General features: G+C 41.2%; 20 protein-coding genes and 1 pseudogene. 13 read left to right on the top strand and 8 right to left on the bottom strand.

Going from position 1 to position 23,177, the window contains the following annotated elements:
• Positions 1–8: 8 nt before the first annotated feature.
• From EKM81_RS05355 to EKM81_RS05340, 4 genes and pseudogenes are all read left to right on the top strand, one after another.
• On the top strand, positions 9–1,580 hold the full coding sequence (locus EKM81_RS05355) for a glycoside hydrolase family 5 protein (protein WP_125649463.1): 1,572 nt from the start codon (positions 9–11) through the stop codon (positions 1,578–1,580).
• Between the two features lie 204 nt (positions 1,581–1,784).
• On the top strand, positions 1,785–2,183 hold the full coding sequence (locus EKM81_RS05350; protein WP_125649461.1) for a YxeA family protein: 399 nt from the start codon (positions 1,785–1,787) through the stop codon (positions 2,181–2,183).
• 310 nt (positions 2,184–2,493) lie between these two features.
• Complete coding sequence (locus EKM81_RS05345; RefSeq protein WP_125649458.1) at positions 2,494–3,327, top strand: Cof-type HAD-IIB family hydrolase; 834 nt, start codon at positions 2,494–2,496, stop codon at positions 3,325–3,327.
• Positions 3,328–3,360: 33 nt separating this feature from the next.
• Positions 3,361–3,922: pseudogene (locus EKM81_RS05340) on the top strand (histidine phosphatase family protein).
• 1,039 nt (positions 3,923–4,961) lie between these two features.
• On the opposite strand, the gene EKM81_RS05335 reads toward EKM81_RS05340, so the two are convergent.
• From EKM81_RS05335 to EKM81_RS05325, 3 genes are read right to left on the bottom strand one after another with little or no spacing between them, the layout of a single operon-like run.
• Entirely contained in the window at positions 4,962–5,672 is a 711-nt protein-coding gene (locus tag EKM81_RS05335) for an AzlC family ABC transporter permease (protein WP_125649456.1), read from the bottom strand.
• Between the two features lie 24 nt (positions 5,673–5,696).
• A complete protein-coding gene (locus tag EKM81_RS05330) occupies positions 5,697–6,029 on the bottom strand; it encodes an AzlD domain-containing protein (RefSeq protein ID WP_125649453.1) in 333 nt (110 codons plus the stop codon).
• On the bottom strand, positions 6,016–6,723 hold the full coding sequence (locus tag EKM81_RS05325; protein ID WP_125649450.1) for an AzlC family ABC transporter permease: 708 nt from the start codon (positions 6,721–6,723) through the stop codon (positions 6,016–6,018). The genes EKM81_RS05330 and EKM81_RS05325 overlap by 14 nt, the downstream gene beginning before the upstream one ends.
• A 198-nt stretch (positions 6,724–6,921) precedes the next feature.
• Between EKM81_RS05325 and EKM81_RS05320 the strand changes: the two genes are divergently transcribed.
• Complete coding sequence (locus tag EKM81_RS05320) at positions 6,922–8,211, top strand: PTS transporter subunit EIIC (protein ID WP_164509215.1); 1,290 nt, start codon at positions 6,922–6,924, stop codon at positions 8,209–8,211.
• On the top strand, positions 8,198–9,115 hold the full coding sequence (locus EKM81_RS05315) for an alpha/beta hydrolase (protein WP_125649444.1): 918 nt from the start codon (positions 8,198–8,200) through the stop codon (positions 9,113–9,115). Before EKM81_RS05320 ends, EKM81_RS05315 begins: the two co-directional genes overlap by 14 nt.
• A 142-nt stretch (positions 9,116–9,257) precedes the next feature.
• Here EKM81_RS05315 and EKM81_RS05310 read toward each other — a convergent pair whose 3' ends face one another.
• The gene (locus tag EKM81_RS05310; RefSeq protein WP_125649442.1) at positions 9,258–10,529 is read right to left on the bottom strand and encodes an MBL fold metallo-hydrolase; all 1,272 of its coding nucleotides are present in this window, start codon (positions 10,527–10,529) and stop codon (positions 9,258–9,260) included.
• A gap of 269 nt (positions 10,530–10,798) precedes the next feature.
• Here EKM81_RS05310 and EKM81_RS05305 point away from each other — a divergent pair, with 269 nt between their 5' ends.
• The 4 genes from EKM81_RS05305 (at position 10,799) to EKM81_RS05290 (ending at position 15,593) form a co-directional block, all read left to right on the top strand.
• Positions 10,799–12,055 (top strand): methionine gamma-lyase family protein, encoded by a 1,257-nt coding sequence (locus tag EKM81_RS05305; RefSeq protein ID WP_125649439.1) that lies wholly within the window; start codon positions 10,799–10,801, stop codon positions 12,053–12,055.
• A 266-nt stretch (positions 12,056–12,321) separates the two neighbouring features.
• Positions 12,322–13,797, top strand: a complete 1,476-nt coding sequence (locus EKM81_RS05300) for a cation:proton antiporter (protein ID WP_225420185.1) — start codon at positions 12,322–12,324, stop codon at positions 13,795–13,797.
• A 270-nt stretch (positions 13,798–14,067) separates the two neighbouring features.
• On the top strand, positions 14,068–14,868 hold the full coding sequence (locus EKM81_RS05295; RefSeq protein WP_125649437.1) for a fumarylacetoacetate hydrolase family protein: 801 nt from the start codon (positions 14,068–14,070) through the stop codon (positions 14,866–14,868).
• Positions 14,869–14,984: 116 nt separating this feature from the next.
• On the top strand, positions 14,985–15,593 hold the full coding sequence (locus EKM81_RS05290) for a sugar O-acetyltransferase (RefSeq protein WP_225420184.1): 609 nt from the start codon (positions 14,985–14,987) through the stop codon (positions 15,591–15,593).
• A gap of 269 nt (positions 15,594–15,862) precedes the next feature.
• Here EKM81_RS05290 and EKM81_RS05285 read toward each other — a convergent pair whose 3' ends face one another.
• Complete coding sequence (locus tag EKM81_RS05285; protein ID WP_125649434.1) at positions 15,863–16,804, bottom strand: SPFH domain-containing protein; 942 nt, start codon at positions 16,802–16,804, stop codon at positions 15,863–15,865.
• Positions 16,805–16,818: 14 nt separating this feature from the next.
• Positions 16,819–17,013, bottom strand: coding sequence for a hypothetical protein (locus EKM81_RS05280; protein WP_125649431.1), 195 nt, complete (start codon positions 17,011–17,013; stop codon positions 16,819–16,821).
• Between the two features lie 363 nt (positions 17,014–17,376).
• Between EKM81_RS05280 and EKM81_RS05275 the strand changes: the two genes are divergently transcribed.
• Positions 17,377–18,711 carry an APC family permease gene (locus tag EKM81_RS05275; protein ID WP_125649429.1) on the top strand — a complete coding sequence of 445 codons (1,335 nt, stop codon included), beginning with the start codon at positions 17,377–17,379 and terminating at the stop codon, positions 18,709–18,711.
• A 303-nt stretch (positions 18,712–19,014) separates the two neighbouring features.
• Here the strand turns inward: EKM81_RS05275 and EKM81_RS05270 are convergent, their stop codons facing one another.
• Both EKM81_RS05270 and EKM81_RS05265 read right to left on the bottom strand, forming a co-directional pair.
• Positions 19,015–19,686 carry a CPBP family intramembrane glutamic endopeptidase gene (locus EKM81_RS05270; protein ID WP_125649426.1) on the bottom strand — a complete coding sequence of 224 codons (672 nt, stop codon included), beginning with the start codon at positions 19,684–19,686 and terminating at the stop codon, positions 19,015–19,017.
• A 151-nt stretch (positions 19,687–19,837) separates the two neighbouring features.
• Entirely contained in the window at positions 19,838–20,437 is a 600-nt protein-coding gene (locus tag EKM81_RS05265; protein WP_125649423.1) for a DUF4828 domain-containing protein, read from the bottom strand.
• Positions 20,438–20,582: 145 nt separating this feature from the next.
• Between EKM81_RS05265 and EKM81_RS05260 the strand changes: the two genes are divergently transcribed.
• Positions 20,583–21,578 (top strand): Gfo/Idh/MocA family protein, encoded by a 996-nt coding sequence (locus tag EKM81_RS05260; protein ID WP_125649420.1) that lies wholly within the window; start codon positions 20,583–20,585, stop codon positions 21,576–21,578.
• Positions 21,578–22,876: a DEAD/DEAH box helicase gene (locus EKM81_RS05255; protein ID WP_125649417.1), complete on the top strand. Its 1,299-nt coding sequence runs from the start codon at positions 21,578–21,580 to the stop codon at positions 22,874–22,876. Before EKM81_RS05260 ends, EKM81_RS05255 begins: the two co-directional genes overlap by 1 nt.
• The last annotated feature ends 301 nt before the right edge of the window (positions 22,877–23,177 follow it).

The raw sequence follows: 23,177 nt of genomic DNA, 5'->3' as shown, positions 1-23,177 counted from the left end.
AGATTATCATGATTACGAAATTTTTAAAAACTCAAGGTCGGCAAATTGTCACTGAAGATGGCCAGCCCATTCTGTTAAAAGGTTGGGGCATTGGCAACTGGTTGCTACAAGAAGGTTATATGTGGCAAGCCCATGGTCAATTGTTTGATCGGCCCCGTCGAATTGAACAAACGATTGCTGATTTAACTGATCAAGAGTTCGCTCAAGATTTCTGGCAAGCTTATCGCGATAATTATTTTACCGAAGCTGATGTGGCTTATATTCATCAGCAAGGTTATAATTCATTGCGCTTGCCATTCAACGCTAGTCTTTTTCTCGATGATGCTGGTGAGGTTGATGAACGTAACTTCTATTTAATGGACCAAGCAATTGCCTGGGCTAAGAAATATGACCTTTACGTTTGGATCGATATGCACGGGGCACCTGGTGGTCAAACTGGTGCGAATATTGATGATTCAATTGGCGATGTGCCTAATCTGTATTTGGTGCCAGAATATTGGCACCAAGCATTACAACTATGGCAATTCATCGCGCGACGCTATGCTGATGAACCAGCAGTGGCAGGCTATGATTTGTTAAACGAACCAATTCGGCCTGGCAACGACCATTTACAAGATTTCGATTATTTATTACCGAAATTAGCACAATTCTATGATGAAGCGATTGCTAAAATTCATGCCGTTGATGCCCGCCATATGTTCTCTTTGGAAGGTTATCATTGGGCCAGTGATCCAAGTGTCTTCAATCATCACTATGATGACAATTATGTGATTCATTTTCATCGTTACGGTGTATTACCAAGCCAGGAAACTTTTGCGGAATTTCTGGTAGTTAGCCGGCAATATGATGTGCCGCTGTGGTTAGGTGAGACTGGGGAAAATAATGATCGTTGGTTTGCCGGCATGGCCCAACTTTGCGAAGCTAATCAAGTCAGTCGTCATTTCTGGACCTATAAAAAAATGGGTCGGCAAAACAGTGGCGTCACCGTCAAAACACCTGATAATTGGTCATTGATCATGGATTACTTGCAAACTGGTCGTAAACCCGCAGCAAGTCAAGTGAAGACAATCTTGGCTGACTACCTAGATAATATTAAATTCGCCAATTGTCTGCCTAATCCAGACGTTGATCGGCACATTCTTTTGAAACCACCGGTTACCTACGCAGCAGTTAATTTTTCTGAAGTACCCGGTAGTTACCGTGGTGCAACTGCCCGTAGTAATTTCGTCAAGTATCATCAGGGCAAGAATCTGGATATCATCGTTCCTGACCTTCAGCAACCTGGCCAATCAACTTTTGATGTTCATTTGGATGATTATCGGCTGCGGCTCCACGAAAGTGAATTTGTGACTTATACTTTCTGGAATCAAGCGCCGGCGAAGCAAGTGCAATTATGTTTTGATGATCAATTGACGGCAGCCAACAGTCAAATTCAAGTTGTTGTCAATGACCAAGAAATCTTTGCAGGCCCATTAGTGGGGATTGATCTGCAGTTACCACTTGCGCAATTAACCCAGGTCAACGTTAAAATTGTTGTGATATCAGGGGTAGTTGGTTTAGCGAAAATCAATTTATTTTAGCCGGTGAGCATTAATGTAAAATGACGAACAATTCGAAAAGAATTGCTCGTCATTTTTGCGTTAAGCGGAACCGGTTGTCTTTTGAGAATACGTTACCGTGAGGTTATTTTTGGTGACAAACTTACAATTTTGCAAGTTAATTCGATGGTCTGGTTGGGGCTTATTTTTTAAAATAAAGCCATTAATTAATGAACGAGGTTTCGAATGAAAAAAATACTTGCAGTCATCGCCGTTCTAGTGGTCAGTTTAATTGGCTATTGTGGGTTTAAATATTATCAACAAACTTATCTCGGGACTGAAGCTTATGCGATTGTCCCAGCTCAGGTTCCCGTTAAAGAAATTGCTAAAAATCTTGCTGGTGAGCCTGAATCGAATCATTATGCTTATCATTATAAAATTGCCGTTGTCACGAAAAGTGGTCAAAAAATGATTCGTACCTTTGAGATTTCTGGTCGTCATCCCCAGCCATTACCAGCAAATAGTTTTATTAAGTTGAAAGCTAGCACTTTACGGGTGGTTGTTGGTCCGCAAACAATTTCTGAAAATGAAGTCCCAGTAAATGTTTTGCCAAAACTGTATGACCCTTCTCCGAAAAGCGAGTGAAATTAACTGGATTTATGTAAATTGCTCTGAATTTAATCATACTGGTTGTCGTAGTGGCTTAAATTATGTTTCAAGGGGCGGCGTAGCAGTGTCCCAGCGTCGCCTAGTTTCTCGATAAGTAACTCGCAGTGGTGTTAAAACTAGCGCTGTTTTAATAGTTCACTAAGTTTCCAGAACAATAAGTCATTCAGATGTTCTTCGAAAAATCCGGTTAGATTAGACATAAATATTGTCGGTCATCTGACAATCGCGGGACGAACTTGTTATACTTATAATAAGCCTTGTTTAATTTGTTGAAGGAGTTGGCAGCTTGATTAAAGCAATTACGCTAGATATTGATGGTACTTTAACTAATGATGATAAAGAAATTTCGCCGCGAACTAAAGCGGCTTTATTAGCAGCTCAGATGAATGGTGTGCGCTTGATTTTGGCAACTGGTCGCCCTGCTAAAGGAACTGAAAGATATGTTCAAGAACTGGCTATGGATCAGCATCATGGGTTGGTAGTGGCTTTTAATGGCTCGCAGGTAATTGACTGCCAGACGCAGCAAGTGATTTATAATCGGGCAATGACAGTGATTCAGTCAAAGGCCATTCTCAATCATGCTAAGAGCTTTGAGGTGATGCCGATGGTTGCCTTAGGTGATTATCTTTATGTGAATGATGTTTATCATAATTTATTACATTTACCTACTGAAGACCGCAATATCATCGAGTATGAGGCCCGCAATGACCGTTTGCAGTTGTGCGAGCAGCCTGACTTAGCTGCTTTTGTTAGTGAACCAATCAATAAAATTCTGTTGGCTGGTCAACCAGAATATTTACGGGCCAATTCGGCAGCGATTGCGGCACCTTTTGCCCATGACCTTAACGCGATGTTTACGGCAGATTTCTACTTTGAATTCACGAATTTAGGTGTGGACAAGGGAACGGCACTAGCCCATTTGTTACCTAAAATTGGTTTAACTGCTTCAGAATTGATAGCATTTGGTGATGATGAGAATGACTTGGCAATGTTGAATTTTGCCGGGATCGGCGTCGCAATGGCCAATTCCAAAGAGAAAATTCGCTTAGCCGCTGATGAAGTTACTTTAACGAATAACAATGATGGTATCGTCGCCAGTTTGGCAAAATATTTAGATTAGGAGTCAGGCAATTTGACAAAAATACTTTATTTAATGCGTCATGGTGAAACACATATTTAATGTACACCATAAAATTCAAGGTTGGTGTGACTCACCGCTAACAGAGAACGGGATTAATCAGGCCCAATTAGCAGGTCAATATTTTCGTGATCATCAAATTACGTTTGATCACGCTTTTTGCTCTACAGCCGAGCGAACCAGCGATACGTTGGAAATAGTAACTGCACAAAAAATGCCCTATCAGCGCCTAAAAGGTTTGCGCGAATGGGGATTTGGTGTTTATGAAGGTCAAGATGAGTCCTTAAATCCACAACCACCTTATGGTGATTACTTCCAACAATTTGGCGGTGAAACTCAGGAACAAGTCGAAGAACGAGTTTACGGCACGCTGGAGGACCTAATGCAACGGCCGGAAAACGAAACAGTCTTGGCTGTTTCTCACGGTGGTGCTTGTCATAACTTTTTGCGGCGAGCAGTTGGAACAACTGATAAGCTGACTCATGGTGTCCGCAACTGTACGATTTTTAAGTATCAATTTGCTGATGGGCAGTTCCAATTGTTGGATGTGGTTTATCCTGATTTATTGGCTGATTAGTTGGTGAAACGCGGCCGGGATTGATTTGAGTCAACTGCAGACCCAAGTTCAAAAGCACTAAAACCTAGTGAAGCTTTTGAAACAGACTTGGTTCTGACTGCATTGCGGGCTGCTTGTCGTGGAACGCCGGCTGATTGAAACCAATTACAGACCCAAGTTCAAAGTACTAAAATCTGGTGAAGTTTTTGAAACAGACTTGGTTCTGACTCCATTGCAGGCTGCTTGTCGTGGAACGCTGCCGGCATTGATTGAAGCCAATTACAAACCAAAGTTCAAAAGCACTAAAACCCGGTGAAGTTTTGAAGCAGACTTGGTTCTGACTGCATTGCGGGCTGCGGGTTGTGGAACGCAGCGGCCGTCGATTTGAGCTTTTCTGCGAAAATCTCAAATTCGAGGCTTATTGTAAGTGCTAAAGCACTAACAATAATTTCGCGGCTGACAACCCGGTCCCTCCATTCCGTCTGGAGTTGAGTTAGTGATTTTCACTGTTGTTAGTGGTTAAGGCAGTTATAGTAGGATTAAACAACTTAATTCACTCAGCAGCAATAATTGAATAGTTAGACCCAAATAGCCTGTGTGATACCTTTCAATTTTATCTTGAAAGATTGTCACACAGGCTTTGTTGTATACTGCAATCTAGTTTACTTACAGTGGTGCTCAATTCTGTTAGTTTTATCTGGTGGTTGCTGGGCGATTGGCGTCAGGTGTGAAATTATTCTTAACGGTTTACCGTTTAGAATAAGGCTTGTATTTAAGATTTTTCGCAGAAAAAGCTTAAATCAATGCCCACGCCGTTCCACGCCCTCAAAATCGCCCAGCAACCACCTTCCCAAATTAAGGAAGACTTGGCACCAGTTTAAGTAGCGTTCCACAACTCGCTGGCTGCAACGGAGTTGTCTATTACTTTGCCTAAAACAATCCCCCTTAGCCTTAAACGCCGCGTTGGCTAAGCAAGAAGATTGACGAGTGAACATTGATACTTATAAGCTTAAGCTGAGCAAGCTGAGCAAGCTGAGCAAGCTGATCAAGCTGAGGTAAATCAATGCCGCCAAATTTTTTTAAAAAACACACCGAGGATACAGCCAACAATGGTCACAACTAATACTAAAAGACTACTTGGAATAATGATCAGCCCCAGATAAGTTAAGCCTAATGTGAGTCCGATAACTGTGACTTGTAGTAGATAATTGAGCCGCTTGTCAGCAATAACCTGTAAATAGAGGAGCCCAATGAACATTGCGACAATGGCAAAGTCGAGACCAAAACGGGCCGGATTTTGGATGAAATTACCTAGTAAGGCGCCGATTAGCGATGCCATGACCCAAGTGAGGTAAGCAATTAAATTCGCTGTGTTCAACCAGGGGAAGTTAAGCTGATTGTCAGTGTAGTTTAGTTTGTTCATCCCTAAGGCAAAACTTTCATCGGTCAGCAAAGTACCAATTAGAATATTATCAGTCAAACTTTTATGTTCAAAATAGGGAGCAATTGTCAAGCTTAATAAAATCATCCGCGAATTAATCAAAAATGTCGTAGCAATGATCGATAGAATCGGACTACTGGTGGCCAGCAAACTTACGGTAATGAATTGTGCTGAACCACCATAAATAATTGCTGACATTAAGAAAATGATTATTGGACTTAAGCCAGCAGCGTGACCTACTAGGCCAAAAGCCACGCCGATTCCTAAGTAACCAAAAACAGTTGGTAATGTTTCTCGAATGGCACTTTTAATCGTCAATTCTGCATTCATTAATTGGACATCACTTTCTGAATATTAGTTACCGGCGATTAGTCGGATCACGCCTAACGAGCAGACACCAACAAGCACAATCACCAGTAAATTCTTAGATAAAATGGCACTAAGTAGGGTGGGACCAGAGGCAATTAAGTTCGGCCAATTAACAGTTGGTAAGTGACCTAAGTGCTGCGTGAAGAGGCTGCTGAACCAAAGTGCTGACATAATTACAATCGGCACAAAGCTAAGATACTCTAGCACAGTTTCAGAAAGATTGAATTTTTTCAATAAAATAAATGGTAATATTCGCGATAGCCAGGTGACTAGGCCACAACCGAGAATTGTTAAGATCGTGTAGTTAAAAGTAGACATGTTTTAAAATCACTCCAATTGCGCAGCCAACTAAAGTTACCGCGAGAATTAATAGTCGTCCAGGAATAATGATCATACCGAAGTAAACCATCACTAAACTGCAGCCAATTAAAATCAGTTGTAACGTTTTGGGTAATTGTTGGTCTGATTCAAACTGTAAATAGGTCAGACCGATAAACATAGCAATGACTGCAAAATCAACACCAAAACGTTCAGGATTAGTTAATAAACCACCAAGAAGTGCACCAATCAAGGTCGCACTTAAACAGACCAGATAAGGCAGTAGTGCGGCGCCATGAAACCAAGCAAAGGTTAGTCGTCCCTTAGTATAGTTAATTTTATTAATTGCTAAGGCAAAGCTTTCATCAGTTAGGAGGCTGGCCAGTAAAATGGTTTTTAAGAAAGATTGTTGCTTAAAATGCGGCGCCAAAGTAATCCCTAATAAGATTAAACGTGCATTGATCAAGAAAGTTGCGGCAACAATTGCCATCACTGGTTCTTGGGTCAGCAGCAGACTGATTAACACAAATTGGGCTGAACCGGCAAAAATCAAAGCCGACATTAGTAACATTAGGCCAGGACTAATACCAGCGGCGCGACCAACAATTCCTAAGGCCAAGCTGATGCCGAAATAACTAAAACCAATCGGAATTGCTTCATGCCAACCAGCGCGGCGGGTTAAATCATCATTCATCGGGGGCTCCTGTTCTTAACACTAAGCTGAATAATCATCATAGCGTTATTTTACCAATTATTTCTAGGTAGCAGTTAATATTAATGAATATTTTTTCATTAATGTTTGAAAAATCAAGAAACAATCAGTTGACAATTAGTAGTAGACTTGTAAAATCAAGGTGTAAAAGTCGCATTTATCCATGGGGAGATGGGCGTTATGGCACGTTTAGTCAAGATTTTAACTAGAATGAAAGGCTATTCATTTTTTCAAATCATTCAGCGAACATTAGTCATTTTATTTCCATTTGCATTATTAGGTGCCTTTGCCCAAGTTATTTCGACTTCATTTTTATCTGTTGGGGGATTTTTCGGAAGCATTTTTGAAATTAATGCCTGGCTGCCTCACTATCAAGCACTACGTGTGTTATTTGATGATTTAAGCCAGTTGACTTTGGGAATGTTAACGATTGCGGGTGCTTTCGAAGCGGCAAAGTATACGGCCAAGCATTATCAAAAAGATGATCAAATGGCTGGTTTAACCGCAGCGATTTGTTATGGCTTGATTTTCTTTCATCGCATGAAGGGGAACACCGTAACAATTGAGATGCGTTACTACGACTATCATTGGTTATTAGTTGGTATTTTGGTTGGCTACTTAGTGGGGCGTATTTTTAAACGCCATGGCATGGATGCTCAGGAACCACAACCTCAGAATGATTTAATTTTGAGTCGGGCTTTTGGCGCCTTAAAACCAATTTTTGTGGCTGTTTTTTGGGCATTAGTCTTACATGCTGTGTTTGGGTTAGTCCGCTATTATCGAATTGATTCTTATGTCTTGAATACAATTCAAAACTTTACGAACCAACCAAGCAGTTTCATGTTTACCATGACCAGTGCTTTGCTAACAACTGTTTTAGCTTGGTTTGGCTTTGCTGGACCACTAGCCTTCTCAACTAAGGTGGTTGAAACTGAAGTATGGGATAACTTAAGCTATGCCCTCAGTCATGGCTCAAGTTGGAAAATCCCGCATCCTTATTCGGCTAGCTCACTTTACCATAGTTTTGGTACTTTTGGTGGCACTGGTGTTTTATTGGCGCTGGTGATTGCCATGATTGTCGCCAGTCATAGTCGAAATTCTCGGATTGTTAGTCAATGGAGCTTATTTCCTGCAATTTTTAATACTAATTTTCCAGTGATGATCGGGATTCCTGTTTTATTGAATCCACTCTACTTGATTCCCTTTACTTTAATGCCATTGTTTAACATGGCAGTCGCTAGTTTATTTATTTGGTTGAAAGTCATGCCGCCAGTAGCTTACCCAGTACCTTCAGGAACGCCGGGACCACTCGTACCATTTATTGGCACCAATGGTAATATTATGGCGCTGGTCGTGGCTGCATTTATTTTGATTTTGGATGTACTACTTTATCTGCCATTTATTCGCTTAACTGAAAATGTTGATCAGGTAACCGATCAGGAGGGAGCTTTAGCACATGAAGCTAATTAAAAAGTTCTTTCGTAATAAAAAAAGCTGGTTACTTCTTGGCATTTTCTTTGGCCTAATCATCATTTTGGCGTTTCCTTCTTATGCCTGGACGCAAGCTAATGTTAAGCAAATGGCCACTCGGCATAACTCTAAAATGTCCCCAGTGATTATGATTCCTGGTAGTAGTGCCACCCAAGATCGCTTCGATGAATTAGTTCAAAAAATCAATCAAGCTGATGGGCGGAAGCATAGCTTGCTGAAATTAAAAGTAATGAATTCTGGTCAAATAAATGTTACCGGGGAAATCCGCCCCGGTGATAATGAGCCCTTTATTGTTGTCGGCTTTGAAAATAACCAAGATGGTTATGACAATATTAAAAAAGAGTCGAAGATGTTCAATAGTGCTTTCACACAATTAACTAAGAAATACAATTTTAACAATTTTAAAGCTTTTGGTCATTCCAACGGCGGCTTAGTTTTTACTGATTTTTTGGAAAATTATTTTGATAATGATGAGATTACGATGAAGTGTCTGATGACAGTAGGGACGCCTTATAATTTTGAGGAGAGTTCAACCAGTCGTAAAACACAAATGTTGGCTGATTTCATTAAGAATCGTAAAAAAATTCCTGACGATTTAGTCGTGTATTCACTGTCAGGCACGCAAAATTATGATAGTGATGGGATCGTGCCCATTAACAGCGTGGCCGCTGGTAAATATATTTATCAAGGACAGGCAGCGAGTTACACGCAAATTACGGTTTCCGGGAAAATGGCACAACACTCGGCAATGCTTGATAATCCCCAAATTATTACCATTATGGAACAATATTTGTTAAATCAAAAAGCCAAAGCGACCACGACTAATCGTAATCTTAACGATGATAGTCCCACTACTGATTTCAATAACAATACTGGTAATTAAGGCCACTCATCTATTGGTCTATTTGTCACGACGTCTGACTGCCTAAGACCTAGATAACAGTAATAAAGCCTGTGCGCTAATTTTCGAGATAAATCCGAAAATTAGCGCACAGGCTATTTTAGATATTTTTTATGATGACTGTTTAATCAAAGCGGTAATAAAGATCCAGTTCTGGCAGCCAAGGTTCGGTCTTAGTTTGTTTTAAATCAGCGGCTAGTAATTCTGGTTTGAAACTATGCCAAGGAACAGTCCGACGAGCATTGATCTTTGTAGCCAAGGCTAGGATATCAGCTCGTTTGGCATGGCCGCTGGCACCACAGGACTCAATGGTCCAATGATTTTCAGTTAGAAAATCTTGTAGTTGAGCAAAGCGTGGATCGTAGTCACCTAATGGTTCCCCATTAGCATGCAGATAAAGCCCACCAGCAAAAGATTTTAGGCGATCGTGATTCGCCCAAGAGTTTTGTAAAGTAAATTGTTGGGGATTTTGTTGTAATTGTTGTTCGATTTCAGCCCAAGGATAATAAGTCGTGTTGGCTGGTGCACCATTGACTGGCTGCTCCGAAATTTCCTTGATTTGCTGTTCTGGCGCAAAGGTCCGAATCAATTGGGCATAATCTGGCTCCCAAAGCATTGGCCGACCAGCGGCCAATGCAGTTTCGTTGAACCGAATTAAACGTTCAACGTTACGGGGATAGGGATTGAGCACAATGACTTGCTGGCTTGTTTTGATTTTAGTGGTCAATCGTTCAGGCAAATCTTGCTCAGTTAACACTGGCTCATGATGATCCCCAGTGACCATCTGTGGTTGTTCACTGGCAAAACTATAAGTAGTTGCTTCTGTCAAATAAACGTCTAATTGATTTTTAACAAAGTCGGACCAATGATTAACGCGGTCTTGATGATAGCCACCAATCCGAACATCACCAGAATGCATGAACTTGTGCTTGCCATCTTCAATGAGCAAAGCCATTGGTGCAATCACATCATGATCACTGAGAAAACCAGTGACTTTCAAGGAACCCACTGTGATTGTTCCCTGATCGGCGAGTGGTCGTAGATTAGTTACCTGAGGTTCAACGCCTTGGGCCATTAACAACTGATAAAGTTTGAGACCATCAGCAGACATATAAATTGGGATGTCATGGTTTTGTAGGTAGCGCAAAGCACCCATATGATCTAAATGTAGGTGTGAAATAAAAATCGCCTGATGCTTGAATTTTGTTGTTTGATTAGGTAACAACAGGTCGGGCAAATTAGGTAAATGATGCTGGGCAATTGCCTCAGCCACAGTTTGCCCAGTTAAATCAGCGGCGACCCCAAAGTCCATGATGACGCGACTATCACCATTGGCAATCTCAATAATATTACCGCCAATTGTTTTAGTCCCATTCAAAAAACGTAGTGTTGTCATTTCGTATCCCCTCTCCAATTTGACTAGTAAATCAGTGTAACGCAATCAAGCTGGAAAGACAAAGATTTTATTAACCAAAAGCAAACTATTTTCCAATAAAATAAATCAGCCGCAGTTTTGCGGTTGCATCGTTTAAAAAAAGTTATTTTAATGGGCAAGCTATCGTTTTTTAGGAAAATGGTTATACTTAAAAGGGTAGTGTCGCCCTGAAATCATATTTTCTGGGTTAGACAATAAATGAGTGATTAAATAATGAGGAGGACTTTTTTATGAGTTGGCAAGATGCAATTGATCCCAAATTACAGGCAATTGTGGCCCAAGTTGATGCAAAAATTGCCCCACGTTTAGCAGAAATTGATGATCAAATTCTCGATAATCAGGCTAAAGTGCTACGGGCGTTTCAGGATAACCACGTTTCCGAAGCCGATTTAGTTGGCAGTACTGGTTATGGTAATTCTGATGAGGGCCGTGATCATTTAGAGGCTATTTACGCTGAGGTACTTGGTGGCGAAGATGCGCTAGTTCGGCCCCAATTGGTTTCTGGTACTCATGCAATTGGGGTTGGTTTACTGGGGCTAGTTCGACCTGGCGACGAAATTTTGTACATTACAGGAGAACCTTATGATACTTTACAAGAAGTTTTAGGCTTAGCTGGTAATGGTATTGGCAGTCCCAAAGAATATGGCATTAAAGTCAACTATGTGCCCCTATTAGCTAATGGTGAAGTTGATTTTGCAGCCGTCAAGCAACGAATTACTGACAAAACTAAAGTCGTCGCTATTCAACGTTCTTGTGGTTATGCAACCCGGGCTTCGTTCACTATTGCAAAAATTGCCGAGATGGTAAAAGTTGTTCGCTCAGTTAAACCTGATGTTTGGATTTTTGCTGATAATGCTTATGGTGAATTCTCCGAACGTCAAGAACCGCTCGATGTTGGTGTTGATTTAATGGCTGGCTCGCTCATTAAAAATGCCGGTGGTGGTTTTGCTAAAACTGGTGGTTACATTGTTGGACGCAAAGATTTAGTTGAACGGGTTAGCTATCGTTTCACTGTGCCTGGTCTTGGCGGTGCTGAAGGGGCGACCTATGGCATGATGCTTGATATGTTCCAGGGATTTTTCGTAGCGCCACAAACTACGGGCAATGCGATTAAGGGTGCTATTTTTGAAGCGGCATTACTGGAAGCACTTGGCTTGCCAGTGGCACCGAAATGGGATGACCCTCGAACTGACCTCATTCAGACCGTTAATTTTGGTAATCAAGAAGATATGGTCAAATTTGCCAAAGCAATTCAACAAAGTTCGCCAGTTGATTCTTATGTTGAACCAATTCCAGAACAAATGGCTGGTTACGAAGATAAAGTCGTCATGGCAGCAGGGTCCTTTATTGAAGGTTCCACAATTGAATTTTCCGGTGATGGGCCAATTCGGCCGCCATACACCTTGTATTTACAAGGCGGATTGACCTATGCCCATGTCAAACTAGGCATTACGCAAGCAGCCCAGACAACCTTCTTTACAAAATAATTTTGGCAGCATTTTTAGCAGCAATATGAACTGACGGTCTAAGAATCATGATTTAAAGAATATCTTGGTAATAATTAGTAGCCTGATTGACTAACACGCTGGCTTTAAAAGCAGTGGTTATCAATTAGGCTCTTTTTATTCGTCTGAATTAGAATCGGGCGGTAGTTTGATTGGCGAATTTTTCTCAAGTAACCGCGCTGGCTTTTGTTTGTGCCAGTTGTCTAGACTGGGTATAATAGCGATAGAAAATTATTGGGATAAAAACAATGTCCATGGTTATCGGAATGTTGATTATTTTTTTGGCCGTCGTCATCAGTAATGTGGGGGCGCGGTTTTTACCAGGAGTTGCTAGTACTTATATTAGTATTGGATTAGGCTTGATAATTGGTCTATGGCCACTGACTAATCACTTTATTCCTGCTTTTAATAATGAAATGTTTATGCTGCTTTTCCTAGCCCCATTACTTTATTTTGAGGGTCAGCGGACGCCGATTTTCTTTGTTCGTAAACGTCTGGGCAGTATTATGGGAACAGCGATTTGGTTGGCAATTGCCACGGCCGTCATTGGCGCGGCATTATTGCACTGGGTCTTTGGCGAGCAACTGGCACTGGCTTTGGTGATTGTGGCAATTGCGGTGCCAACTGATGCGACTGCTTTTGATGCGGTGGTTGAAGGACGCAAAATTTCGAAGCCAGTTCGTAAGGCGTTGGTTTTCGAAGCGATGTTTAACGATGCCACTGGATTGGTCTTGCTACAAGCGGGCTTATTGTGGTTACGAACTGGTCAGTTAACTTTTTGGCAAAACACTTGGGAATTAGTCTTTACCACGGTTGGCGGTATTCTTGTGGGTCTAGTGATTGCCATGGCAGTGATGTTGCTACGGCAATTATTGCTCCGCAGTAATGGTAACGTGATTTCTGCCCAAAATTTGATTTACTTGATTACCCCATTTGTAATTTATTTAGTTGCGGAAGCATTCTGTGTTTCCAGAATTATTGCCGTTGTGGTGGCTGGTCTAGTTAATAACAGTGAAGTGGCGCGCAGCCGCTTTAGTTCGCCTAAACAAACTCATTTTGGTGTCCAAATGGTTCGGTTTACGACTGAAATTTTAAATAGCTATATTTTTGTCGTTCTTGGGGTTAATTTGGTGCGAATAATTGCCGGTCGTGCTTATCATCAGGTGCTTTATAATTCTTGGCATTGGCTAGCTGTAGGGTTGTTAGTTTACGCCGTTCTGATCGGTTCACGTTATCTTTATGGCCGTTTCTTTGTTGCTGATCATTCTCGTCGCTCAGCACTGATTTTTTCGTTGGGTGGGGTTCATGGCACTGTTACGCTAGCCATGACCTTTTCTGTTAGCAATTATTTGAGTCAAACCACTTATGCTTTGGCAGTGGTAGTTGAGACGGTTATTATTGTGCTTAGTATGTTGGTGCCATTGGTCGTTTTTAAAGTGATCTTGCCAGTAGATGCCGATGAGGAAAATCGGCAGCGAATTATGGGAGAAATGCGCCAAGAAATGGTAGCTGTTGCCCTAAAGGAAATTGAAAAAATGGCCCTCTGTCAGCCAGTTGCTGCCAATGTTACTTACGATTTGCGTGATCAAATCCAGGCCAATACTCTAACTACTTTTGTGCGTGAGTGGCATCAGACAAATTTGCAACATGTGACCTTGTCGGCAACTCAAACGACTGAACAACACCGGGCTTTGATGCAGAACGGCGATATTTGTTTGACTTAAGCAAACAGCATATGGTTGATACAAGTTACATTCATGAATTATATAGTGAAATTCTTGTGGCTGAGTCACTGGTACTTGATCCCAGCAGTCAGGTTGTTTAATTAGGTCATTTAAGACCAAGCTCGGCCAGAATATTCAGAATGCAGTTCAATTATTAGTGCCGGTGTCAACAGTGGGCAACGATTAGACTAGCTGCGGTGGCAATTCCTTTGCTATTCCTAAGCGAAAACGGCACAATAAAGATAACTAAACTTGAAATGAGGGGTAGCAATGAAACTTGCCATGTATCAGCAACAACCAATCTTAATTCAAGAAAATCACTATCGACCAATCTTAAATGAGTCAACTGTTCAAGCACTATTGCCACAATTAAATCAAGTACTAAATTTAGGTCCAGTTCAGCCATTACCAGAATTACAAGAACTGCAAGCGCCAGTTACCACACCGCGCCAAATTTTTGCTGTAGGGTTTAATTATCGCGAACATTTAACAGAATTAGCAACGCAAGCACCTAAAAGTCCTAATGTGTTCACCAAATTTCCGAGTTCGTTAGCTGGCCCACGACCGACCGTAAAAATTCCCAGTCCGCAAACTGACTGGGAAACTGAATTGGTTATTGTAATTGGCCGTGGTGGGCGCCAGTTCACCACGGCGACAGCATTAGATCATGTGGCTGGCTATATGGTAGGTCAGGATCTCTCTGATCGTCAGTTACAGTTTGCGAATGATAAACCACAATTTTCATTGGCGAAATCTTACGCGAATTTTGCGCCCACGGGTCCTTGGCTGACGACGATTGACGAAGTGGCTGATTTAGGCTCATTAACTTTAAGCACGACTGTTAACGGTGTTGAAAAGCAAAAGAGCTCGCTGGCACATCTTATTTTCGGCGTGCCGGAGTTAGTCAGTTACTTATCGCAAATTGTGGCCTTATATCCTGGCGACTTGATTTTTACCGGGACACCAGGTGGTGTTGGCGCTGGTCGTTCACCTCAAGAATTTTTGCATTCAGGTGATCAGTTGGTCAGCCGAATTGAGCAACTAGGTGAATTAGTAATTAATCTGGAATAAAACTTGCCAGCAATTAATTTGCAAATTACACTTAAACGATTGCTTACTTGCGGGGCGGTCATTACTAATTACGGTAGTAATAATTGTGTGCAAGAATGATTTAAAGGAGTGTTAATTTGAAATCTGAGAAAGAACGAATGTTGGCTGGCGAACTTTACAAAGCAGCTGATCCCGAATTGCGGGCGATGAGTGCTCGTCGGAAACAGATTTTGCGAATTTATAACCAAACGACTGAAGAACAGGGGGCCTATCGAGTTACTTTGTTGAAACAGCTTTTTGGTAAAACGGGTCAGGAAATTTATATTGAGCCAGAATTCCATTGCGATTATGGCGTCAATACTTTTATTGGCGAGAACTTTTATGCAAATTATGATTGCTTATTTTTAGATATCGCGCCAATTCACATTGGTGATAACGTCATGCTAGCACCGCGGGTTTGCTTGTATACTGCAGGTCATCCAATTGATGCGGCAATTCGTAATGAACAATTAGAGTATGGTTATCCGATTACAATTGGCAATAATGTTTGGATTGGCGGTAGCACCGTGGTCAATCCTGGGGTAACCATCGGTGATAATACCGTCATTGGTTCAGGGTCGGTTGTGACTAAGGATATTCCTGCTAATGTCATTGCAGTAGGAAATCCATGTCATGTTCTACGACCAATTACCCAAGCAGACCATGACTATTGGCAAGCGCAACGAGATCGGTATTACCAAGAATAGCAAGCGCTAAAAGTTAAACTAGTCAAAACATCAGCGCGTGACAAAAAGCGGTCAGCTAGTGAGCCTTAACATAAAAAAGCAATCAATTCGTCTGAATTGATTGCTTTTTTTGCGTTAAGCTCAACTGGCTGCTGCTTGAGAACACGTTTCAGTTGGTAAAGTTCATTTTATTTTGGAAAATAGACTTTTGTTACAGCCGCGTGTTTTTTAATGACAATTATTTTTAAGGTGCCAAGTTGTTTTTAAACAGTGGCCTAGTAATTTTTAGATTAAAGTTTCTTTGGCGCTGGCTTAGCAGTGGTGGTTTGGTCCCAAAGCTTTTTAGCTGCAGGAATATCAGCCAAGCGGTCCAAAGAAGCAGCTGGCATTACAATGGTGTTATTCTCACCTTCGGCCATCTTTTCCATGGCTTCGATATTCTTATATTGCAAGTACGCATCAGAGTCCTTAACCAAGGCTTCATTAACAGAATTAATCTGATCACGAATGGATTCATATAAGAGCCGTTGACTTTGAGCGCGACCTTCGGCTTCCAAAATCTGGGTCTTCTTGTTACCTTCGGCTTGCAAAATAGCGGACTGTTTGCTACCTTCAGCGTTGGCAATAGCAGCTTGTTTTAGACCTTCAGCCTGCATGATGTTAGCTTCCTTTTCCCGAGAAGCCCGCAGTAACTTGTTCATTGATTCTTGAATATCTTGGTCAACTTCGACGGAGTCAATGTTAGCACGGTCAACATTCAGACCATAGCCAGCTGTTACTTCACTTAATTGATCAAAGAGAGAATGGTTAATTTGTTCAGTACCATTTAAGACGTCGTTCAAATCCATGTTACCAATAATACCCCGCAGTGCAGCCCGTGTGTCCTGAACCATACTGGTAACTGAGTCTTTGTTTTTGTAAACATAAGCATTAACATCAGTAATATGGTATTTCAACGTTTCTGAAATTTTGACCACAACGTTGTCTTTAGTGATCACTTCCTGCTCGGCAACCCGCATGGGAATTTGTTTCATATTGACAACTTCAATGATGCGATAAATTAACGGCACCACCATATGAAATCCTGGTTGCAAAGTTTTAACATAAACGCCCAATCGTTCGACGATGCCCACTTCGCCGGTATGGATAATTGCGATTGACGAGAAGAAAATCCATAACAAAAGTATGAGGACAACCACAACAATGGCAATGGTAACAATATTATTGAACATACAAAAGCCTCCCTTTAAAATTTGAGTCGATCATCTGGACGCCGTACGTAAAGAAATAGTGGCGAAACTCGAAAGACTTCGAGAACATCACCGATTTGCGCTTGACCTTCAATGCGATAATGATAATAAACACCAAATAACTCTACAACGCCAGTCGTTAATTGCGATGTATTGTAAAAGGTCATGCCGATCAAGCGATCATCTAACATCCAGTTTCCTCCTAACTTTGTTCAGCAATCGACTTGCTTTTGAATAAGCTCATTTTACCATACTCACTGGTGGGGTACTCAGTCTAACAACTGATTTTTAAGCGTTTACGTCCAATAGCCACAACAATTTGCGAAAAATCATTGCCCTGAAGTGACAAAAATGTTCGTTAATTCCGGTGATATTTATTTTATTGATGAATAGTGGGATTGTTAGCTAAATAGAGCGTTTGCAAAGTTTTGTGGTGAAAAAATTGCACGTAAAAAAGCTTTTCTCAATTTCCAAAAACCTGTAAGATATGAACAATGAACTTGATTTAGTCGGGGATGTTTGTTAATGACCTTGGAACGTAAAGGAATGTGAATATGGGACAGCCAAAAGTACAATTAGAAAAAGCGATGGGACTTACTTCAGCATTAGCAACAGTCATGGGGACGGTAATTGGCGGTGGGGTTTTCTTTAAAATCTCGATTCTAGCACAACAAACACGCTCAGCTAGTGTCTTACTGACGGTTTGGGTAATTGCTGGTTTTTTGACGATTGCTGGTGGACTTTGTTTAGCAGAAATCGCCACTTCAATTCCGAAAGCTGGTGGCGCTGTTAACTACATTGAAGCTGCTTATGGCAAAATGCCCTCATTTTTACTTGGTTGGGCGCAAATTTTGATATATTATCCAGCTAATATTGCGGCACTTAGTATCATTTTTGCCACACAGTTTGTCAGTCTTTTAGGTGTGAGCCAGTCATGGATCGTGCCGATTGCTGGCGTCGTTGCCTTATCAATTACTGGTCTCAATTTGTTAGGCGCGCGTTTGGGCAGTTGGGTCCAAAACTTAACTTTATTTATCAAATTAATTCCCATTGCCTTGATTATTATTTTTGGCTTAACTAGTCCTCATGGACAAACAGTCGCCTTATGGCCATTTCAACCAGGACATGGCGTTTCTTGGTTTACAGCCCTAAATGGTGGCTTATTGGCAACGATGTTTGCTTACGATGGTTGGATCAGCGTCGGTAATATGGCCGGCGAAATGAAAAATCCACGACGTCATTTGCCGATTGCTATTGTTGGTGGTTTAGGATTAACGACGTTAGTTTATGCGTTGATCAATTTGGCCTTTTTAAAAACATTACCGATTAGTCAGTTGGCGACTAACCCCACTGCCGCGGCGGCCAGTGCGGGGGTTATTTTTGGTCAGGCTGGCGGTCGCCTGGTGACGATTGGAATTCTTGTATCTGTTTACGGCGCGATTAATGGCTATACCATGACCGGCATGCGCGTGGCTTATGCCATGGGAGTTAATAATACGATTCCCTTGGCGCAGTATTTTCGCAAAATTACTCGCCTCACGCGTGTCCCAATTTGGGGTGCCTTGTTTCAATTGATGGTAGCCTTATTGATGATGTTACTGGGAAATTTCAATTATTTAACTGATATGCTGGTTTTTGTTATGTGGGTTTTTAACACCATGATTTTTGGCGCGGTATTCATTTTACGCCGCCGTCAACCAGATTTACTCCGTCCTTATAAAGTTTGGGGTTATCCACTGGTCCCATTAATTGCCATTGCGGGAGGATTATTCATCGTTATTTCTACTTTGATGACACAATTATCATTAGCCTTAGTCGGTCTCGGTTTAACAGCTTTGGGTATTCCAGTCTATTATTGGCAACAACATCAGTTAGCACGTCATAAATAGCACGCGATTGTTAGAAAAATGACTGATGCTGACCAAGGGCCTATTTTATTTGACGTTAGGTTAGTGGACTTCATGTTGGTCACTGGTTAAAACATGAGTGTTAGGACAATCAACTTCATTCAGGTAGTAGCCAAACATGAATAGTTCAATCAAAAGAGCCGATGAGCTTAATCTCTGGTTTATACCAGTAGAGATTAGCCCATCGGCTCTTTTAAAAACTAGTGCAACTTGCTTTTCAACTTACTTTTCAAATAATGCTGTTTAATTTGCTAATTAACCTGGTCAAATTAGCGATGATTAATGTTAATGAATCAAAAAAGTTGAGACTAGCAAAGCCACTATATTATTCAGCAAATGTAGACTATACGTGAAGGAAATGTTTTCTTGTTGCCGTAAGTAAGCCATTGTAAAAACAATGCCTAAGGGCGCATACAAGATAATATCTTGAGGAGCATTAACATGAATCAGAACAAAGGCACTGCCAGAAATAATGGCTGCCAACCATTTAGGAATCAGCTGACTTAAGTTACTTAATAGAATTTGGCGAAAGACAGTTTCTTCCAGCATCGGCCCCAGAAGCACGAATAATAAAAAAGTGGCCCAAATTGGTGTGCCCTTAGTCGCATCATTAACCGCATTTTGGTTAGCAGCTTGTTGACCGACTAATCTTGCAACGACGCTGTTAAGAAGCAGTATCGTGAAATAATAAAGCAGTAGTTGTTTAATTCGTTGACCAGTTTGCTGGCGAAAGTAACTAAAATTTTGCATGATATGCTGACTATAAAAGAGCAACATCAACAGAATCGGTAGCGCGTATAGCAATGCGTTTAAACCAAAAGTTGTGCGCCAAGTTGGCGGTAGTATATGCCGCAGTGAAAACAGGCGCTGTCGCGGAATTATTTCAAGAAAAAGTAGGTAAGCCAGTAAGAGACTACCTGATTTTAACCATTCTTTTTTGGTCAGTTGCTGAGTCATTGTTCACGCACCTTAACTAGCGTGTGACAAGAGGCGCTAAGCAAAACCAGTTGCCTTTTGAGAACACGTTTTGGAACCTAAAGTTTGATTTATTTTTTGGCAAAAGAATTGATCTCACAGTCTTATCTTAATGACTGCAGTCAAGCTTCAGCTAATCATTAGTACCTGTTTTAGCTGCATCAGCTTCATCTAGATTGCTAGTCTGGTCTGTTTGATCAGCAATTTGATCTAAATTAGTGGTCGCTGCTGAGTCCGCAGTTTGCTGTTCAGTAACTGTTGTATCGGCAGTATCCTGATCTAAGGCCAAATCATCTAGTTCAAAAACCAAATCATGGTCAGCTTCGTCAACCGGGACATCTGTGCCCTTAGGTAGGCGTGGTTGATCGCGATGATTGATGACTGGATAAGTTTGGTCACTGGATTCATCATAAATTTCAATTGGTCCTAAGTGATTTGCAAAAACCTTTAGCTGAAAGCCGTAGTGATCGAGAAAGACAAGCTGTTCACCATCCAAACCAATAATTCGGCCTGGTAATTCTTTCTGATCAATTTTAATCGTGAAGTCACGGCCAATCGCCATTTCGTGCTTTTGCTTTGTTTGTGGGTCTGTAAAAGACCAACTTCCTGCATAACGTAAGGATAAGTCGGGTTGACGTTTTTGTTGTTGTTTACGATGATGAGTTTTTGTTAAGAAGCGGCTAACTTGATTAATGCCATGAATTCCCGCTGAGTAAATATCTTTAATACGCATTTTGATCTCCTTTAATAACTAACCATAATCATATCATCAGTTTCCGCAATTTGATATGAAAAAGCATGAATCTTTCGTTGTAATTTTGTTACAATAGAGTAACAGTGAACCTATGAGGTAAAGGGAAAGAAGAGGAATAATCAATATGACCAATGTTGGGACAATTGGAACCAGTGAAATTACGAAAACATTCCTAAAAGCATGTATTGCCAGTCGGGCTTTTAAAATCAGTCATTTATATTCACGGACGACTGCAAAGGCACAAGCGCTGATTGATGAGTTTTTTATTCCAGAAGCAACTGCCGATGATGATTTAACGAAATTTCTAAGTGCGCCTGATCTAGATGTGGTTTATGTCGCTTCACCAAATAGCATGCATTTTAGCCACGTTAAGGCTGCCCTAGAACACGGGAAGAGTGTGATTGTTGAGAAACCAGCCTTCGTAACACCAGCTGAATATCAGGCAATTGATGCGATTTTACAGCAACATCCAGAGCTTCATGTGATTGAAGGTGCTCGCCATTTGTATGATGCCAATTATTTGGCAGCTACTGAGAAAGTACGGCAGTTTAACGAAATTACCGGTGCGACTTTGGCATATATGAAATATTCTAGCCGTTTTGATGCTTTTCAAGCGGGTCAAAATCCAAATATTTTTTCGCCTAAGTTTGCTGGTGGTGCCCTGTATGATCTGGGGGTTTATTTAGTCTATGCAGCCGTTGATTGGTTTGGCGAGCCATTATCATGTGATTACCACGCTACTAAAGCCGATAATGACATTGATCTCCATGGATTGGCACGGCTTCATTATGAAAAATTTGATGTTGCTTTAATTTTTGGTAAGGATCAGCAATCCTTCTTGCCAAGTGAGGTCTACTCTCATCGGCAAACGTTGTGGCTGGACAATTTAGGGACGCCAGCGCGCGTTCGCCTATATGATAGTCCAGCAGTTTACACCGATTTGTCGCAACATGCTGCCGAAAACCCACTCTACGACGAAGTCAGTGCAATCAGCCAGATGTTTACCAATCGTGAGGACGAACGTTTTGACCATTACTGGCAATTAACAGGCCAGGTCAACCATGTCTTAGATCAATTACGCCATTCTGCAGGTATTGTTTTTGAAAGTGAGCAAAACTAATGACCATTCCAACTTATCAACAACCAATCACACCGTTTCTTAAAATTTGGCAACAATCTGGTTTCAAAACACCGACGCCAATTCAGCAAGGTGTATATTGGCCCATCAAACAAGGTCAGCCTGTTTTAGGATTAGCGGCCACCGGAAAAGGTAAAACTTTAGCATTTGGCTTACCTTTATTAGAAACGCTGCAACCCGGTGAACAGACCCAGCTGATTATTTTAGAACCGAGTGCTGAATTAGTGATTCAGGTTCGGGATGTTTTACAACCTTATGCCCAACAAGTGCAAATGTCGGTTCAAGGCATTGTTGGAAAAGCCAACTTACAACGGCAATTGGCGACTCTGAAGAAGCATCCGGAAGTGATTGTTGCAACAGTTGGTCGTTTAACTGAATTATTAGATCGCAAGGCCATTAAAGCTGATCGGATAACGAGCTTAGTAATTGATGAAGCAGATCTGCAACTGGATGAAGAACATCGTGAAGATACGCGTCAGCTGATTGGTGCCTTACCAGCGGAGACACAAATGATTTTGATGTCGGCTACAAGTCAACCAATTTTTACAGAATTGGAGAAGTGGTTCGGCTATGAATTTGAGCGTATTGATACCCGTGAACAAGATGCACAACAACAACACATTGCCCATGATTTCGTAGAAGTTGGCAATCACTACAAAGCAGAGTTCTTGAAACAATTAGCTCGCGGTCCTTTAAATCACACCGCAGCATTAGTTTTTGTCAAAAATCGTGGTAGTGCCAAGACCTTGGCCAAGACGTTAACTTTCTATAACCTTAAAGTGGGGCTACTGCTAGGTGATGAAACGAGTCAGCAGCGGCAACGAGTGATGCAACAATTCCGACGTGATGAACTGACTTATCTAGTAACCACTGAGTTGGCAGCTCGGGGCTTAGATTTTGCTGAATTGCAAATGGTGGTCAATTATGATTTGCCTAATTCCTTAACAAATTATATTCACCGTGCTGGCCGAACTGGCCGGATGGGCCGACCTGGTGTGGTATTAAATCTAGGTAATGATCATGATCGTCGTAATTTACAACATCTATTGGCTGGTCATTACCAATTAAGCCAAGTTTATTTGACTGAGAAACAGCTTCAAACTGAAAAACCAGTCGCTAAGCCCGAAAAGATGATTCGTACGGCTCAAAAATGGTCTATACCAAAATCAAAAAAAGATCAGCCATTGTCAGAATCAAGTAGCTTGCGTAAAAAAGCACACAAGAAAAACCGCTTACGTAATAAAAAAAACATTGGCAAACCACATAAAAAACTAATTTAAATTAGCCACTTTGACCAATAAAGTCATTGATATAGCAAGGCTTAGCAGCTGATCGATAAATACGTGGCAACCCTTTCATTACTGATATATCGCAATGAAAGGGTTGACAATTCATTGGTAATATTATTATAATTAAAACATGGTCTGGACCAATCATCGAGATTTAATAAAAACAGACTTGTTGTGAAGATTTGATTGTGCTAAACTTGGTCTTAGCGATGAAAATGTTTTCATTGCTGACTGCTTTTTACAGGTTTTTGCAATTATTTTTAGTTTGTTAACCTTGTTAACGAAAGGAGGC

It is taken from the genome of Lapidilactobacillus gannanensis, assembly GCF_003946675.1.
GTDB classification, from domain to species: domain Bacteria; phylum Bacillota; class Bacilli; order Lactobacillales; family Lactobacillaceae; genus Lapidilactobacillus; species Lapidilactobacillus gannanensis.
Note: the sequence above shows the minus strand (reverse complement) of the source record. Positions and strands in the feature narration are given on the sequence as shown.

What these genes read in the sequence shown, in the direction of transcription:
- EKM81_RS05270 (WP_125649426.1), bottom strand. Translation starts at nt 19,686, where the DNA reads ATGACTCAGCAACTGACCAAAAAAGAATGGTTAAAATCAGGTAGTCTC.
- EKM81_RS05350 (WP_125649461.1), top strand. Translation starts at nt 1,785, where the DNA reads ATGAAAAAAATACTTGCAGTCATCGCCGTTCTAGTGGTCAGTTTAATT.
- EKM81_RS05280 (WP_125649431.1), bottom strand. Translation starts at nt 17,013, where the DNA reads ATGTTAGATGATCGCTTGATCGGCATGACCTTTTACAATACATCGCAA.
- EKM81_RS05355 (WP_125649463.1), top strand. Translation starts at nt 9, where the DNA reads ATGATTACGAAATTTTTAAAAACTCAAGGTCGGCAAATTGTCACTGAA.
- EKM81_RS05260 (WP_125649420.1), top strand. Translation starts at nt 20,583, where the DNA reads ATGACCAATGTTGGGACAATTGGAACCAGTGAAATTACGAAAACATTC.
- EKM81_RS05295 (WP_125649437.1), top strand. Translation starts at nt 14,068, where the DNA reads ATGAAACTTGCCATGTATCAGCAACAACCAATCTTAATTCAAGAAAAT.
- EKM81_RS05265 (WP_125649423.1), bottom strand. Translation starts at nt 20,437, where the DNA reads ATGCGTATTAAAGATATTTACTCAGCGGGAATTCATGGCATTAATCAA.
- EKM81_RS05285 (WP_125649434.1), bottom strand. Translation starts at nt 16,804, where the DNA reads ATGTTCAATAATATTGTTACCATTGCCATTGTTGTGGTTGTCCTCATA.
- EKM81_RS05275 (WP_125649429.1), top strand. Translation starts at nt 17,377, where the DNA reads ATGGGACAGCCAAAAGTACAATTAGAAAAAGCGATGGGACTTACTTCA.
- EKM81_RS05325 (WP_125649450.1), bottom strand. Translation starts at nt 6,723, where the DNA reads ATGAATGATGATTTAACCCGCCGCGCTGGTTGGCATGAAGCAATTCCG.
- EKM81_RS05255 (WP_125649417.1), top strand. Translation starts at nt 21,578, where the DNA reads ATGACCATTCCAACTTATCAACAACCAATCACACCGTTTCTTAAAATT.
- EKM81_RS05300 (WP_225420185.1), top strand. Translation starts at nt 12,322, where the DNA reads ATGTCCATGGTTATCGGAATGTTGATTATTTTTTTGGCCGTCGTCATC.
- EKM81_RS05320 (WP_164509215.1), top strand. Translation starts at nt 6,922, where the DNA reads ATGGCACGTTTAGTCAAGATTTTAACTAGAATGAAAGGCTATTCATTT.
- EKM81_RS05330 (WP_125649453.1), bottom strand. Translation starts at nt 6,029, where the DNA reads ATGTCTACTTTTAACTACACGATCTTAACAATTCTCGGTTGTGGCCTA.
- EKM81_RS05305 (WP_125649439.1), top strand. Translation starts at nt 10,799, where the DNA reads ATGAGTTGGCAAGATGCAATTGATCCCAAATTACAGGCAATTGTGGCC.
- EKM81_RS05335 (WP_125649456.1), bottom strand. Translation starts at nt 5,672, where the DNA reads ATGAATGCAGAATTGACGATTAAAAGTGCCATTCGAGAAACATTACCA.
- EKM81_RS05315 (WP_125649444.1), top strand. Translation starts at nt 8,198, where the DNA reads ATGAAGCTAATTAAAAAGTTCTTTCGTAATAAAAAAAGCTGGTTACTT.
- EKM81_RS05310 (WP_125649442.1), bottom strand. Translation starts at nt 10,529, where the DNA reads ATGACAACACTACGTTTTTTGAATGGGACTAAAACAATTGGCGGTAAT.